Consider the following 15,597-nt stretch of genomic DNA (forward strand, 5'->3'; position numbering starts at 1 on the left):
TACAAGGTTATGACCTCGTACCGCCTTATTATGCTGCTTCTCTGCCGGACGCTTCTACTTCGCGCCAGCCTTCAGCAATATAGCTTCGATCTCCGTGAAACCCATCTTCTTAGCATGTTTCAACGGGGAAACGCCGCTGCCGTCTGGAATATTCACGTCTGCCCCGTGCTCGATGAGCAATTGAATCGTCTGCTGCTGTCTTGCATTGCCGTCGTTCAAGATGATCGCTTCCAATAGTGCCGTCCAACCAAGGTTATTGACGTGGTTCACTTCTACCTTCGTTTGCGTCAGAAGCTCCTTGACCACATCCACAAATCCGTGCTCGGAGGCGGGGATAAGCGCCGTTCCTCCGAATCGATTCGTGATGGAGGGATCGGCTCCCGCCGCAATCGTCAGCTTCAATAGATCCAAATACCCTTCTGCTCCCGCATACAGAAATGGACTATTCCGCATATGATCCAGCAGGTTCACGTCCGCTCCCGCTTCAATAAGAGCTTTGGCCGAAGCTAGATCATTATTATAGGTTGCGATCATCGCTGCTGTTCTTCCGCTTGCATCTTGAACGTCTAGATTAGCGCCCTCCAGAATCAGTTTCTCGATCGTTAGCGAATCTCTGCGTTCCGCTGCTTGGATCAGCCTGTCTTCTACCGACATCGATACACTCTCCTTTTCTCCCGGCGTCTTCTCTTCTTGTACGGCGCAGCTTTGAATGACGAGCATTCCGCTTAAGGTTATGGCAATGATCAGCCATTTTGTCATAAAGCCCTCCCTTACTTGAGCGTCACGGTTACGGAGGAGGCTGCGGCAGTTGCCCAGTCGCCGACAGGCGTTACCGCATAAGTCGTTCCGGCAATCAACTTGCCGTTATTCGTTACATCGAAGACGCCCGTTGCTCCCTTGCGGCTCGAATATTTGTAACTTGCCGTTAACACGTCGCCATTCGGTGCTGTCAACGTTACGCTGCGTCCGGAGAAGAGCTCGTCTCCCGGGTCTTGCGTCAGGGTCACTTCAATCGACGTTTCGCTAATCGCTTGCGCGCCAGCCACTTCCAGCGAGTCGAACGATTTCGCAACGAATGAAGCGCTAGCGATATTCGCCCAGTCGGAGGACACTGTATATTTTACGCCTGGAGTCAGGGTTAGACCATCTGGCAAGCGGAACTTCGGCTCTTGCTTCCCGTCCGTCGATTGCGTGAACGGAACGTACTTAGCGACGATCGGCTCGCCGCCCTCAGGCGTAATAACGACTTGTCTAGCTTGCATGGACGAAATAATTTGATACGTTTGGCCGTTCGCTTGCTCGCGATCGTTCAGAACGAAAGCATTCGCCCCGCGGCCGCCGCTGTATGCGGAAATGACGTAGCCGTAGTCGATAACGCCGCTAGCTTTCAGCGATTCCAGCTCGAATGTATCGTTTGTCACTTGGCTCGCTGTCGTCATATTCAATTTCGTGCCGCTGCCCGCGAAGGAGCCTGCCGCTGTGCCTTTATAAGCAAGGCTGTACGTTGCCCCCGCCTTCTGGACGGAGGTCGGCACGATATAGGTTGCGATCGAGCCTGTTTTCAATCGTGGCATATTCGTCAAAGTCAGACCGCCGCTGAAAACAAAATCCGTCTGCGCTTTGGCGAACACTTCATCCGCAGCTGTAAGCGGCTTATCGAATGTAACAATCAAGGTGATGGCATTCAGCGATCTCACGCTCGTAAGCTTGGCCTGCTCGGAAGGAATCGCTTTGCGAGCGGTTTGCAGCAAATATGCTGTTTCGCCACGCGTTGCGATGCTGCTCTCCGCGTAGAAGGCGCTCATCCAGTGCTGGACGGATTTGGTATCCCGTTGCAGCGCTTTGGATACGACTTGCGACAGCTCGGCATCCGATACTTTTCCTTGCGGGTTGAATGCTCCGTCTTGGGCTTGCATAATGCCTAGTCCGACAAGCTTCGTTGCGTAAGGCGCATACCATGCGTTCGGATTCACATCCGTAAGCTCTGTTGTCACGGTTGCCGCCTTGTTCTCCAAGTCGAACACTTTGTACACCAGCGTAGCCAATTCGGCACGGCTAATTTGTCTATATTCACCCAACGAACGGTCTACATACCCGTTCATAATGCCGAGTTTATTCAATTCCTTGACCGCTGCTTCAATCTGCTGATTGGTAAGCTGCGCAATCGAAGCTGCAATATTTGCGACGTTCGTGGCTGCATGTGCTTGTTGCGCAACGACTGGCAATGCTGCTGTACCTAGGGCAGTAACGGTTAAAATGGTAGCGATTTTTTTGGCGATAGGATTCATGTTCATCATTTATTTCACTCCTCTATGGGTTGTTGTTACCTGTAGCTCTAGCATAGAGGATAGAAAGAAACTCCCGAGGGCAAATTGATTAACAAAATATAAACTGCATCTAATTTTTATCGAAACTCACACGGTGAAGCGATAACCCGCTCCCCACACCGTCTCGATATATTCCGGATTCGACGGGTCGGCCTCAAGCTTCCCGCGAAGCTTGCGGATATGCACCGTAACCGTCGCGATATCGCCGCTGGAATCCATGCCCCAAATCCGCTCGAACAGCTCTGTTTTGCTGAACACGCGGTTCGGATGGCTCGCCAGAAATACGAGCAGGTCGAATTCCTTCGTCGTAATCGCGACCTCATCCCCTCTGGCGAACACACGGCGCGACGCTTTATCGATTTGCAGCCCGCGAATGTGGATTTCGTCCTGCTCCGCAGGCTTATGCTTGCCAAGCAGCCGCTCGTAACGCGTCAGATGGGCCTTCGCTCTTGCGACCAATTCGCTTGGGCTGAACGGCTTCGTAATAAAGTCGTCGACGCCTAAATTGAACGTGCGGATCTTGTCGATCTCCTCCTTCTTCGCGGACACGACGAGAATCGGCACTTCCTTCACCTCGCGGATGCGCCGGCATAGCTCGAACCCGTCTAGTCCCGGCAGCATCAAATCGACGATGATAAGGCTGTAGTCCTCACCAAGCGCAAGCTTCAGCCCCTCATCGCCGGTGTGGCACAAATCGACAGTGAAGCCGTTGAGTTCAAAATAGTCCCGCTCCAGCTGAGCAATCGTCGCCTCGTCTTCAATGATTAGAATTTTCGTCATTGCTTATGTTCGCCTCCTCGTTGGTCAGCCGTTTCAACTTGATATAAATCGTCGTTCCCGCTCCGAGCTCGCTTGTCGCATGGATGAACCCGCCATGTTCATCGATAATTTGGCGGGCGATCGCCAGCCCTAGCCCGCTGCCGCCGGTCGAGGAATTGCGGGATTGCTCCGCGCGATAGAACCGTTCGAATATATGCGGCAGCGCCTCCTCCGATATGCCCCTGCCGTTATCCTTGAAAGCCATCGTGATCCATTCGGAATCGGCCAGCAGCGTAATGCTGAACCGTCTCGGCTCGTTAGACATATATTTGAGCGCATTATCCACAATGTTAACAACCGTGCGCTTTAATTTATCCAAATCCACAGAAGCGATAAGCGGGCCGGAAGTTTGGTTGTCCCACTCGAAGGAAACCCCTTTGTCCTCCAGATCATATTGCAGCTCCTCTATGCTGTCCTCTAGGAAATCGACCATATCCACCGCTTTGAACAAAAACGGCTCTTGATTCAGGTCTAACTTAGAATATAGGAACAGCTCATCGACCAGCTTATCCATACTGACGGCTTTCGAGTGAATGATGTTGACGTACGTCTCCATTTTCTCGGGCGTATTGGCTACGCCGTCTCGAATGCCCTCGATATATCCTTTAATATTCGTAATCGGCGTGCGAAGGTCATGCGAGATGTTGGAGATAAGCTCCTTACGATTCTCCTCATCTTGCCTGCGCAGCTCGTTGGACTGGTGCAGCTGCTTCCGCATGCTCTCGAACGCATCGTTTAATTGACCGACCTCGTCATTGGAACTGAGCTCGAGCTTGAACGAGAGATTGCCTGCCTTGATTTGTTCGGCGGAATTCCTTAGCTGATTAAGCGGCTTGATGAAGCTGCGGGTTATCCAGCGGTACAGCAGCAGGTTTGCTATAATAAGCACCCCGATTAGCAAGAGCGACATGACAGGAAGCAGCTTGCGAGTCAGCTCGGCGAACGGACTTCGCTCCCGAATGACGAATACGCTTCCCCGGTCTCCGTCCGAATATTGAAAATCGAATTTCGCATACGCGTAAAATCGTTCACTGATGTTAAAGGTGCTTCGTATTTGATTGTTGCTCAGATCATAGGGCGGCAGCGCCTGCTTGAGCTCCGGCTGATTGAACGTCAGCGATTCGAAGATTTGGCTGCTCTCGCGCCTCACATAGAGCCCCGACTTCTCGGCTCTCAGCTTCATGTCGTATTCACGCAGCAGTTCCTTGTTTTGGAGCTCGTCGGGATCATTTTTGGCCAAATACTTCAGCTCTTGGAAGATCGACTCTCCCTGCTCCGTCAACGGATTGATCTGATAATGCACCTTATAAATATCGCGGAAGCTCTGAAGATCCCCCGTCGCTGCAATCGTGTAGAGGCTCGCGGTGAGCAGGATGAACAGCAGGCTTATGACCAGCATGCCCGTGAAGGACAGCAGCATTTTAATTCGAATCGACATGTTATCACCTTCTAATGATCGCTATTGGATTAGTTAGTGCACATGTTAACACAAGATAGAAGCAAATGCCCATAGGTAAAATAAATGCTAACGATTGTTGCCAATAGCATAGTAAAAGAAAAAAGCTGAAGGGGGTTTTCCTCCTTCAGCTTTTTTCGTGTTCAAATTATGATTTATGTTCACCTACGATGTCCCGAACGAATCTCTCCAGCGCTGACTTATCGGTAATATTGCGGTTACATGCCTCGCTGTTCACGCATAAATAGTTGCCGATTGCCTTATAATAGTCTGCTGAAGCGTTAGCCGGCTTTGACTTCGTTAAGGCCGTGAATAATGCGACTTCCTCATGCCGGTTGCACACGAAGCATACACTCTTCTTATTCGTGGGCGTAAATCTGCCCTCGACTCCAACAAGCTTATCGCCTAGCTCATACACCAAATACATCCGGCTAGAAGCAATGTCCGTCCAGCCAAGATACGTGAACTTGCGTAGATCAATTGCTGCCAGATCGGGAGTTTTCAGCTTCTTCACCTTCGGGAACAGCTTCTTCACCTGCTGATCCGTTGCTTGCACGAAGCTCTCTACATAAGGCTCAAGCTCCTGCAAATAGGCCTGAAATTGCTCCGTTCTCTGCATAGCCGATACGCTACCAAGCATTTGCTTTTGTTGCTCTGTTGCTTGCGGAAACGCCTCGCTTATTTTCATTAGCGTGCTTTGTCGGACCGCTTCGATTACCTTCCGGTCGGCAACCGTATTGCAGGCATGCTGAAGCTGGCCTACCAGCTTCTTAATCAAGTTATATTGATGGTTTCTAATGAATGGTGTTGTCATTGCTTTTCAGCCCCTTATTATTCGTGAATGGCATATAAGGTGCAAAGCCCACTAATTAGAAACGATAACGATATAAGCTTTCACGGGCGATCTATTATCAATATCGAGTCACCCCATACAAAGTATCGCCCCTTCTATCAGGCTTTGCATGAGTCGCTACATTTACCGGCAAAGTGTTTTGCCATCTCTACCGACCTCCTCCGATGAATCATAATTCATTATAATACGACCTCCTTCCAGCTTCAACATGTGCCAAATTAGCGATGAAGAACAGCTAATTGTTGACGATGATAATCGTTATCAATATAATGGAAGAAGATACTTATCGCCTTTCAATCGGGATGTCCGATTATTATACATGGGAAGAGGAATTTACACATGAGCGAGCAACAGTTGGAGTTATTCGATGTTACGATTATTGGCGGCGGGCCTGCCGGCTTGTATACCGCTTTCTACAGCGGTATGCGCGATTTGAAAACGAAATTGATCGAGGCGCGTGAAGAGCTCGGAGGCAGAATTCTAATTTACCCGGAGAAAATGATCTGGGATGTCGGCGGCGTAACGCCGACGCTAGGCGAGAAGCTCATCGAGCAGCTCGTTCAGCAAGCCAAAACATTCGACCCGACTATCGTGCTCGGACAGCATATTACCGCCTATGAACGCCAAGAGGATGGTACGCTCATTCTGACTTCAGCCACGGGAGAACGCCACTGGACGAAGACCGTCGTGCTGGCTATCGGATACGGCATCCTCCAGATGGCTAAGTTAGAGATCGAAGGCGCTGACCGCTACGAAGTAAGCAACCTGCATTATACGGTGCAGGAATTGGAGATTTTCCGAGGCAAGCGTGTACTCATCTCCGGAGGAGGCGACTCCGCGGTAGACTGGGCGAATGCGATCGAGCCGATTGCCGCCAGCTTGACTGTCGTGCATCGCAGAGATAAGTTCGGCGGTCATGAGCGCAACGTAAGGCAGATGAAGTCTTCCTCTGCCAGCGTTCTTACTCCTTATGCCGTCGATTCCCTGCAAAGCTCCAACGGCAAAGACATTGACCAAGTCATTATCAGCCATGTAGAGACGGGTGAGAAGCAGCACCTGGACGTCGATGCGGTTATCGTCAACCACGGATTGCGGTACAATTTTGGCCCGATCAAAGAGTGGGGCCTCGATATGGGCGACTGGAACGTGAACGTATCGAGCCGCATGGAAACGAATATTCCAGGTATCTACGCAGCGGGCGACTTCGTCGATCATGACAGCAAGGTTCACCTGATCGCCGGCACATTTACCGACGCCGTCAACGCGCTGAACAGCGCCAAATTATACATCGACCCGCAAGCCGATAAAGTCGCTTACGTCTCCTCGCATAATGCGAAGTTCAAGGAGAAGAACCGCGAGCTCGGCGTTCTGGTTGAGGATGACGAGCATTAATAAATAATTATAAAAAAGCTTAGCTCCTTCGGAGCTAAGCTTTTTTCGTGCGATGCTCAATGAAGTCAACAAACACTGTTGTTGAAATAACGGGAACTTCCCCTGCTATTTTTTTGTTGAATGACCTATCAATTCGGAATAACAGGAATTCCTCATGTTAATTTCGCCACAGTCACCTATTCGACCGTAATACAGTGATATTAACAGGAGGAATTCCATCTAAACATGAAAAATAGGCAAGTAGAGCCGTAATAACGTTACATTTTCCAGTTATTTTGTTCATACCTTACTGTCTTATACCGGGTTCATAGCGAGAAGCATCCCCAGTATGACCGATACGGATTCCGCGCGAGTCGATGGCGCTGCCGGAGCGAACTTGTTGCCAGGCGTGGCTTCCGCTTGAATCATGTTATGCTTCACAGCCGTGGCAACACTATCCTTCGCCCACTTCGGAATAGCCGCTTCGTCCGAGTAGCCAGTAGATGCGCCCGTGGACAGCGCCAGCTTCGAAGCGCGGACGACCATGGACACCATCTCCGTATGGGTGATGCCCGCACCCGGACGGAACGAGCCGTCGGTATAGCCGCTAATAATGCCTAACGCTACGGCTTTCTCTACATAAGGAAGCGCCCAAGCAGCGATCTTGTTTTTGTCTTTGAAGGTTAATGGCGCTCCCGCAACGGCGGGATTCAACGCCTTAATTAACAGCGTAGCGAATTCAGCACGCGTAATGCCGCCATTCGGCTTGAAGCTGCCGTCTGTGTATCCGCTAGCGAAGCCAAGCTTCACTGCGGTAGCAATTTCATCTTCGGCCCAATGGCCCACTGTATCATGGAACTTGCCGGAGCCCGCCGTAGGATCTTCAACCGTAACGGTGCAAATATCCTTGTATCCGCCAACTTCCGACTTGGCGATAATCTTGGCAATACCAGGGTTAACCGCCGTTACTTTGCCGGAGCTGTCCACCGTTGCGATATCCGGATTCGCGCTGCTCCAGACGACTTTCTTGTTCACTGCGTTAGCAGGCAGAATGGTCGCCGTCAGCGTTTCGCTTTGTCCCTTCTGCAGCGTTATTACGTTCTTGTTCAGGCTAAGACGGTTCAGAACAATCTTGTCGATGTTTACGAGTTCCTTGCTCCATATTTCCGTAAATTTAGGATCCAACTTAATGATCGGTGTATCCGGCTTAATGATAGGTGAAGTGACATCTGGTAAATCAATAATAATATCGATCGGCCCGAAGATATCAGGGTCTATATTCAATCGAACCTTCGTCCGGACAAGCGTCGATATCCAACCAAGCGATTCCGCATCCGTTAACGTGTATTTGTCTACAACCGGTGTAACCGTATAAGCATAAATAATATCGTTTTTCTTCGCCGTTGCCTTATCCTCGTAAACAAGCGGCCCGATATAGTCTTCCGTATTGCTAACCACGAACGTCTTCGTGCCGTCTGGACCGTCGCGCTTGATTTCGTAATACGATTCCATATTGGTATTATCCGTCCACGTAATTTTTACCGTGCCGTCATTGTTCGGCGTTGCGACCAAATCCGAAGGAGAGCTTGGCTGCAGCACCTTGTAGGGACCAAGAATCCGTTCGTCATAGCTGTTGTCGCCTATAAAAGGTTTGAATAGAACTCCCAAACGAAGCCTTACCGACAAGTAAGCGGGATCAATCGGAATTTGAAAAATCGCTCCAGAGCCAGGCGCTCTGAACCAGGACGGATTATTGTCCAAAGCAAAGTCCACTCTTGGTATCTCCGTCGTCGTGAAATGACTGTCATCCGTATAAGAGAAACGATACGTCCGCCCGGCAATCAGATAAGGAACGCTCAACGGTTTTTGCCCTACCCAAGTATCTCCACCTTCATAAACGCTGTACGTGAGTATGCGAGCTATCGCAGACGCACTTGGAATCGGACCTAACGTGGACGCGAATAGGATGATCACGAACAGCGCCACCGCGATCTTTTGAAACCATTTCATTAGCTGACCTCCTCAATTCCATGCAGGAATGGGTAATGCTATCGATAAAATCTACGACAACTAATATGTAACAATGGCGATAAGTATACCTCGAATGGTCGGACCCAATAAAATAAAAAGGTTCGAAGAATCGCATAGCGATCCTCGAACCCACTGTACCTTTATATCAATGCTGACTTCAGAAGCAGTCTTTGAATAATAATGGCTACCTCTGCCCTCGTTATATTTTCCTTAGGAGCCAGAACCGCTGCACTTCTTCCTGAGACAATTCCTGCTTGAATGCTTGCGGCCACGCTGCCCCTTGCCCAGAGGGCAACATCTGAGGAGTCCGCGAAGGATTGCAATAGCTCACCAGCTTCAAATGCCGGTAAATTATCCTTCAAGCCGGTGAGGCTCATTGCCTTAGCGATGATCGACATCGCTTGCTCGCGAGTAATCTTATCCGATGGACCGAACGAGCCATCCTCATAGCCAGTAATCAGGCCATAGGAGAAGGCCGCTTGAATCGCGCTGCTGTACCAATCCGAGCTTCGAATATCCGTGAAGGTCGTTGGTCCGCTCTCCAGCTTCAAGCCTAATGCACGAACGACTATGGCCGTAAATTCCGCACGAGTTATGTCTTGATCAGGATTGAATAAACCATTGCCATTGCCGCTTATGATCATTCTAGAACCCATATCATTGACTTCGGCCTCAGCCCAGTGCCGTTCAACATCCTTGAATGCAATCGGATGTACCACAACTGCATACAAGCTGTTCGTCATGCTTTGTACCTGAACATAAAACTTACCGTCAAGCGATACAATCTTAGTCGGAACATGACGGACTGTTCCATCCGGCTCCACAACTACTCCTGTTGTGATTTCATTAGGATCGATGCCATCTGGAATGCTAATGAAACGTTTGATATAAGCATTGAATGTCATTAATTCATAAGTGCGATCACCATGAATAGCTGTAACTTTGAAGTTGAGCGGCGGAATAACAACCGTGAAGCCCCCGTTGGCTGCCGAATCCTCGACGATCTTAAGCTGATCCAGTGTCGATGCTCCAATTTCAATCTGAACTCTAATGTCTTGAAGCTCCACGTCACTGCCGAAATACTCGGCTACGGCTTGAATATTGATCTGCTCAGAAGGAAGCTCGTAGCTGGCATTCGCCGTTTGGATGACGATGGTCGCCTGCTTATCCTCTAGCGCTTGGATAATCTGGCCGCTTAACTCGCCAGTAATAACATCAGATTCCTCCATGAAAGGTATCGTTATAACGACACCTTGACCTTCGGACTCCATCTGGTCTTCCAGTATTTTCCCGTTTAATTGGATAGTTGTGATCGTCTGATTATTTACCTCCGCTGTACTCGCCGTTCCTATATTCTCCACTTGACCGTTAACAAGAACTTCCACATCGGTAGTCGATTCGTCCGGGTCAGGCGAACTGCCGCTTGACGTCGTGAATGGCGTCACAGCATTGGATAAATCGGAGGATACGCTGCCGCCTGCAATATTGATTGCCTTAACGGTAAAAGAATACGCCATACCATTCTTTAACCCTGTAACCGTAATTGGACTTGAAGTTCCAGTTCCGACGATATTGCCTAGCGAATCGCTTACCTGATACCTCGTAATTGGGCTTCCGCCATTATCCGTTGGCGCGACGAAATGAATGGTCGCTTTCTTGTTCCCTGCCGTTGCCGTTACGTCAGTTGGGGCTGCCGGTACAGTTCTTGGCGTACCGCTGGCTTCACTTGAGTTATGGCTATCTCCGCCTGGATTTGAAGCTTTGACTACAAAATAATACGTTGTGCCGTTAATTAGCCCAGTTGCATCAAAGCTGAGTTCGGAGCCGCTTGTCCCGATAGCTGAGCCCACAATGCCTGACGTCGTACTTTGATAAACCGTATAATCAGTTGCTCCATATACTTCATTCCATTGGATAGTCGCAAGACCGTTACCAACGGTTACGGATTCAATAGACGGCGCATGAAGCAAAGGCCAAGGCAATGTTACCGTGCCGCTTGTCACTTGCAGTAACCCTACGGCATCGAATGCGAGCTGCGCCCCGCTAACAATCGCTTCGTTAGCTGCGCCAAGATTGGAGAAGGTTGCAACCCCTCCGCTTACCGTTGCTGTATTCGTTCCAGTGAGCGTCCACGCACCGTTATCCTTTTTCGAAGCCGTAATCATGCTACTATTGTCGTTAGAAGCGATATTCCCGTATTTATCGCTAAGCGTGACGACTGCTTGCTGAGCGAATATACCTCCATTGCTGGCAGGAGCCGTAATATCCGTTGTGACGGTCATGGAAGTCGCAGCGCTTGCTGACGGCGTAATGGACAGCGTATTCGTGGATGAAGCCGCCACCCCCGCAATGCTGAATCCGATGGTCTGCTGCGAAGCATGATTCAACTGCATATTCACCGTTGCTACTCCATTAGCGAAGGTAACAGTCACCGTATTCGGCGAAGCTGTAAGCTCCGTTCCGTTAAAGCTGCCATATGTTCCATCCGGTGCTTGCGTGTAACCGGAGACGGATACATCATGTGCACCGCTGAATGCAGTGTCGATGTTGCCTAACGAATTCTGAACGGTTAGCGTTACCGATGCGGCAGCGCCAGCCTTCGGATTGGCCGTTGACACGGAAGCGATTGCCGCCTGTGCAGGCGCAGGCGCAGGTAGTGTTACAGTTCCGCTGGTCACTTGCGTCAAGCCCGCTGCATCGAAGGCAATCTGAGCTCCGCTAACACTTGCAGCGTTGGTTGCTCCCAGGTTAGTGAAAGTGACAAGGCCGGCACTCGCTGTTGCTGATTTCGTTCCAATAAGCGTCCACGAACCGCTGTCCTTCTTCGAAGCTGTGATGATGCTCGAGCTGTCGCCGGCAGCTATGTTCCCATACGCATCAATTAGCGTAATAACTGCCTGTTGGGCGAAACTCCCTCCATTGCTGGCAGGAGCCGTAATATCCGTTGTGACGGTCATGTAAGTCGCATCGCTTGCTGACGGCGTAATAACCAATGTGTTCGTGGATGAAGCCGCCACCCCCGCAATGCTGAATCCGATGGCCTGCTGCGAAGCATGATTCAACTGCATATTCGCCGTTGCTACTCCATTTGCGAAGGTAACAGATTCCGTATTCGGCGAAGCTGTAAGCTCCATTCCGTTAAAGCTGCCATATGTTCCATCCGGTGCTTGCGTGTAACCGGAAACCGATACTTCATGTGCGCCGCTGAATGTAGTGTCGATGTTGCCTAACGAATTCTGAACGGTTAGCGTTACCGATGCGGCAGCGCCAGCCTTCGGATTGGCCGTTGACACGGAAGCGATTGCCGCCTGTGCAGGCGCAGGCGCAGGTAGTGTTACAGTTCCGCTGGTCACTTGCGTCAAGCCCGCTGCATCGAAGGCAATCTGAGCTCCGCTAACACTTGCAGCGTTGGTTGCTCCCAGGTTAGTGAAAGTGACAAGGCCGGCACTCGCTGTTGCTGATTTCGTTCCAATAAGCGTCCACGAACCGCTGTCCTTCTTCGAAGCTGTGATGATGCTCGAGCTGTCGCCGGCAGCTATGTTCCCATACGCATCAATTAGCGTAATAACTGCCTGTTGGGCGAAACTCCCTCCATTGCTGGCAGGAGCCGTAATATCCGTTGTGACGGTCATGTAAGTCGCATCGCTTGCTGACGGCGTAATAACCAATGTGTTCGTGGATGAAGCCGCCACCCCCGCAATGCTGAATCCGATGGCCTGCTGCGAAGCATGATGCAACTGCATATTCGCCGTTGCTACTCCATTAGCGAAGGTAACAGTCACCGTATTCGGCGAAGCTGTAAGCTCCATTCCGTTAAAGCTGCCATATGTTCCATCCGGTGCTTGCGTGTAACCGGAGACCGATACTTCATGTGCGCCGCTGAATGTAGTGTCGATGTTGCCTAGCGAATTCTGAACGGTTAGCGTTACCGATGCGGCAGCGCCAGCCTTCGGATTGGCCGTTGACACGGAAGCCATTGCCGCCTGTGCAGGCGCAGGCGCAGGAAGCGTTACGGTTCCGCTCGTCACTTGCGTTAAGCCAGCTGCATCGAAGGCAATCTGAGCCCCGCTAACGCTAACTGCATTAGCAGCGCGCAGATCCGTAAAGGCTCCAACTCCTCCGCTCACCACTACTGACTTCGTACCGTTAAGTGTCCACGAGCCTGCGTCCTTCTTCGAAGCAGTAACGACGCTTGCATGATCGGTAGTTGCTGTATTTCCATATGCATCATGAAGCGTAACGACTGCTTGCTGAGCGAAGAGTCCTCCATTGCTGGCAGGGGCCGCAATATCCGCCGTTACAGCCATAGATACCGCGTTTCCTGGCACTGGAGTAATGGCCAGCGTATTCGTTGCCGGAACAGCTACGCCTGCAATGCTAAATCCTACACTTTGATGAATTGCCTTATTCAACTGTAGACTAGCTGTTGCTACTCCGTTCGCGAATGTAACGTTCACCGTTTGCGGGGATGCCGATAACGACGTTCCATTGAAGCTGCCATAGGATCCATTCGGCGCCGACGCGTAGCCGGAGACCGATACATTGCGTTCACCGGTAAAGGTCGTATCGACATTGCCTACTGAATTAAGAACCGATAAAGTGACCAAATTGGCACTGCCCACGCCTGGACTCGTTGTCGCTGCAGATGCAGTGGCCGTCTGAGCGGGAGCAAGCGTTGTGAATGTTTGATCGACGCTATTCGTCGTGCCTACACTATTCACCGCCTTGATCCGGTAATGATAAGTCGTATTAGGAGATAAGCCCGTCAAGGTAACCGCTGCAGCGGTATTGCCCGAACCGGCGCTTATTATTTCTCCAGTTGTTGCCGGAGCTGTCATTCCATATGCTGACGTCGTGCCGTAATTGAAGCTCACCGTCGTATCCGCTCTATTATCATTAACCGTACCGTTTAATGTCGCACTCGTATAAGATACATTCGTAACTCCGCCTACCGTTGCACTAGGCGCAGTGGCCGGCACCACAGGAGCGGCGAAGTTAACGTTATCGATCATCACCGTCATAAACGTATTCGAACTTGAATCCGCTACTGTCATGCGAAGCTGGTCGATATTGCCCCATGAGCTTCCCGCAAATGTCAGAAGACCTCCGTTACCGCCGTTACTCGTTTCTTCCGCAGTTGATAGCCGATCATACACGATCGCCGAAGATCCCGTACCATAGCTACCGCTAACAGCAAAATTGACAGTAGCCGACGCAACCGGGACGCCATTATCATAGCCATCGATCTTGTAAATCTCGCTGCACATCGCGCCATGTCCCCAAACCTCTGCATTAAATGACGTCAGCTTAAAGTTGTTAGCGGAACTCTCCGATTCGAATTGGAAGTAGGTAGCCTCTGGGTTAGAACCATTATAAGCAGACGATAAACCATTGCCGTCACCAAGAGTTGGCGACTGAAAAGCAGTTATGTCCTCCACGGGGGCAACCATTAAGACATCATCGGCTGCATCCGTTGAATAGATGACTCCGTCTAATGTAAGCGAGCCGCCAGTCGTACTAGTTGTACCGTTAGAGATACCATTAAAGTTCTGACTAACGGGGGCAGCGGCAGAAGCAGGGAGAATAAAATAATAAGCCATAATTGCAACTAATGTCGCAACTACGGCCAGTAATGCCACCCATTTCATTGAATTGTTTTTTGATATGCCATGTCCAAATATTACGCTGTTTTGTCTACTCATAGCCATTCCTCCACTGCCGTATAATCGTTATATGAATCATTCGAACGACGTACTATCTCATAGAAATAAGACAATGAGTAAAGTAATTCGACAAACTTTTACAAATCCCTCTACGTCATTGGGATTTCACGTAATATCGAATTATACATGACCTCTTATTACCCTAATCGCAAAAAAAAGACGTAAGGGATACAAGCCCTTAACGTCTCTTTCAACAATGTAAGTATCATTCACTTATTCATTCCGCACTCTCGCCGCTCCCGCCATTTCCGCTTCCTTGTTGATTGAAGTACTCCTTCAACCCATCCACAATCGCCTGAGCCACTTGGTCTTGCCAAGCTTCGTCCAGCATTTGCGCTTCTTCCTGGGGATTGGTCAGGAACCCGAGCTCCATGAGAATAGAAGGACTCTCATTTCCATCAAGCACCTTCCAGCCTTCCTGCTTGACTCCCCGGTCGGGAAAGCCGGTTACTTCGGTAAGCTTCCTATGAATGATGTTCGCCAGCGGAAAGCTGCTAGCCGCATCGTAATAGGTCTCCATCCCGGTGACGCTCGAATCCTCATACGTATTGCCGTGGATGGATAGGAAAGCATCGGTATTCAACTCATTCGAATATAAAGTGCGATTCTCCAGCTCGATGAACGTATCGTCCGTGCGCGTCATGTACGGATTGTACAGCGGGTCTTCCTCAAGCAGCGCATACACCTTCTGAGCCAGTGACAACGTGAAATCCTTCTCCTCTTTACCGCTTGCCCCGTTTGCTCCAGGGTCCTTCCCGCCGTGACCGGCATCAATTACGATTGTAAACCCAGGTAGCTCCGCTTCCGAAGGCGAAGAAGATCCGCCGGCATTCTCCAACTCATTCGAGACTCCAGATAGAGCGGAATCGCCATTCGTATGCACAGGCGGCTCCTGGTCATAAGAAGGCCAAAGAATAATAGCCAAAGCGATAATACCAAGCAACAGTATGAGAGCGCGAAGCCGCGAACGACCTCGCTTCCTACCTATCAAGCCTCTATTCATATTTCCTATCTTTC

9 protein-coding genes are annotated in these 15,597 nt (G+C 50.3%); 1 reads left to right on the top strand and 8 read right to left on the bottom strand.

The window, feature by feature from the left end:
- Nucleotides 1-54: 54 nt before the first annotated feature.
- The 5 genes from AC0YN0_RS27595 to AC0YN0_RS27615 all read right to left on the bottom strand — a co-directional run bounded on the left by AC0YN0_RS27595 (nucleotide 55) and on the right by AC0YN0_RS27615 (nucleotide 5,416).
- On the bottom strand, nucleotides 55-759 hold the full coding sequence (locus AC0YN0_RS27595) for an ankyrin repeat domain-containing protein (RefSeq protein WP_475824162.1): 705 nt from the start codon (nucleotides 757-759) through the stop codon (nucleotides 55-57).
- Between the two features lie 11 nt (nucleotides 760-770).
- Nucleotides 771-2,288: an S-layer homology domain-containing protein gene (locus tag AC0YN0_RS27600; RefSeq protein WP_475824327.1), complete on the bottom strand. Its 1,518-nt coding sequence runs from the start codon at nucleotides 2,286-2,288 to the stop codon at nucleotides 771-773.
- Between the two features lie 126 nt (nucleotides 2,289-2,414).
- Nucleotides 2,415-3,107 (bottom strand): response regulator transcription factor, encoded by a 693-nt coding sequence (locus AC0YN0_RS27605; protein WP_475824163.1) that lies wholly within the window; start codon nucleotides 3,105-3,107, stop codon nucleotides 2,415-2,417.
- The gene (locus AC0YN0_RS27610; protein WP_475824164.1) at nucleotides 3,085-4,584 is read right to left on the bottom strand and encodes a sensor histidine kinase; all 1,500 of its coding nucleotides are present in this window, start codon (nucleotides 4,582-4,584) and stop codon (nucleotides 3,085-3,087) included. The genes AC0YN0_RS27605 and AC0YN0_RS27610 overlap by 23 nt, the downstream gene beginning before the upstream one ends.
- A 166-nt stretch (nucleotides 4,585-4,750) precedes the next feature.
- A complete protein-coding gene (locus AC0YN0_RS27615; RefSeq protein WP_475824165.1) occupies nucleotides 4,751-5,416 on the bottom strand; it encodes a FusB/FusC family EF-G-binding protein in 666 nt (221 codons plus the stop codon).
- Nucleotides 5,417-5,794: 378 nt separating this feature from the next.
- On the opposite strand from AC0YN0_RS27615, the gene AC0YN0_RS27620 reads away from it, so the two are divergent.
- Entirely contained in the window at nucleotides 5,795-6,847 is a 1,053-nt protein-coding gene (locus tag AC0YN0_RS27620) for an NAD(P)/FAD-dependent oxidoreductase (protein ID WP_475824166.1), read from the top strand.
- A 294-nt stretch (nucleotides 6,848-7,141) separates the two neighbouring features.
- Here AC0YN0_RS27620 and AC0YN0_RS27625 read toward each other — a convergent pair whose 3' ends face one another.
- The 3 genes from AC0YN0_RS27625 to AC0YN0_RS27635 form a co-directional block, all read right to left on the bottom strand.
- Nucleotides 7,142-8,836 carry an S-layer homology domain-containing protein gene (locus AC0YN0_RS27625; protein ID WP_475824167.1) on the bottom strand — a complete coding sequence of 565 codons (1,695 nt, stop codon included), beginning with the start codon at nucleotides 8,834-8,836 and terminating at the stop codon, nucleotides 7,142-7,144.
- A 161-nt stretch (nucleotides 8,837-8,997) separates the two neighbouring features.
- The gene (locus AC0YN0_RS27630) at nucleotides 8,998-14,559 is read right to left on the bottom strand and encodes an S-layer homology domain-containing protein (protein ID WP_475824168.1); all 5,562 of its coding nucleotides are present in this window, start codon (nucleotides 14,557-14,559) and stop codon (nucleotides 8,998-9,000) included.
- Between the two features lie 238 nt (nucleotides 14,560-14,797).
- Entirely contained in the window at nucleotides 14,798-15,583 is a 786-nt protein-coding gene (locus AC0YN0_RS27635) for an N-acetylmuramoyl-L-alanine amidase family protein (protein ID WP_475824169.1), read from the bottom strand.
- Between the last annotated feature and the right edge of the window lie 14 nt (nucleotides 15,584-15,597).

This window comes from Paenibacillus sp. J22P218 (assembly GCF_056269195.1).

Bases quoted from the DNA above. Each gene is read 5' to 3' on its own strand.
- AC0YN0_RS27595 (WP_475824162.1), bottom strand. From the start codon at position 759: ATGACAAAATGGCTGATCATTGCCATAACCTTAAGCGGAATGCTCGTC.
- AC0YN0_RS27600 (WP_475824327.1), bottom strand. From the start codon at position 2,288: ATGAATCCTATCGCCAAAAAAATCGCTACCATTTTAACCGTTACTGCC.
- AC0YN0_RS27605 (WP_475824163.1), bottom strand. From the start codon at position 3,107: ATGACGAAAATTCTAATCATTGAAGACGAGGCGACGATTGCTCAGCTG.
- AC0YN0_RS27610 (WP_475824164.1), bottom strand. From the start codon at position 4,584: ATGTCGATTCGAATTAAAATGCTGCTGTCCTTCACGGGCATGCTGGTC.
- AC0YN0_RS27615 (WP_475824165.1), bottom strand. From the start codon at position 5,416: ATGACAACACCATTCATTAGAAACCATCAATATAACTTGATTAAGAAG.
- AC0YN0_RS27620 (WP_475824166.1), top strand. From the start codon at position 5,795: ATGAGCGAGCAACAGTTGGAGTTATTCGATGTTACGATTATTGGCGGC.
- AC0YN0_RS27625 (WP_475824167.1), bottom strand. From the start codon at position 8,836: ATGAAATGGTTTCAAAAGATCGCGGTGGCGCTGTTCGTGATCATCCTA.
- AC0YN0_RS27630 (WP_475824168.1), bottom strand. From the start codon at position 14,559: ATGAGTAGACAAAACAGCGTAATATTTGGACATGGCATATCAAAAAAC.
- AC0YN0_RS27635 (WP_475824169.1), bottom strand. From the start codon at position 15,583: ATGAATAGAGGCTTGATAGGTAGGAAGCGAGGTCGTTCGCGGCTTCGC.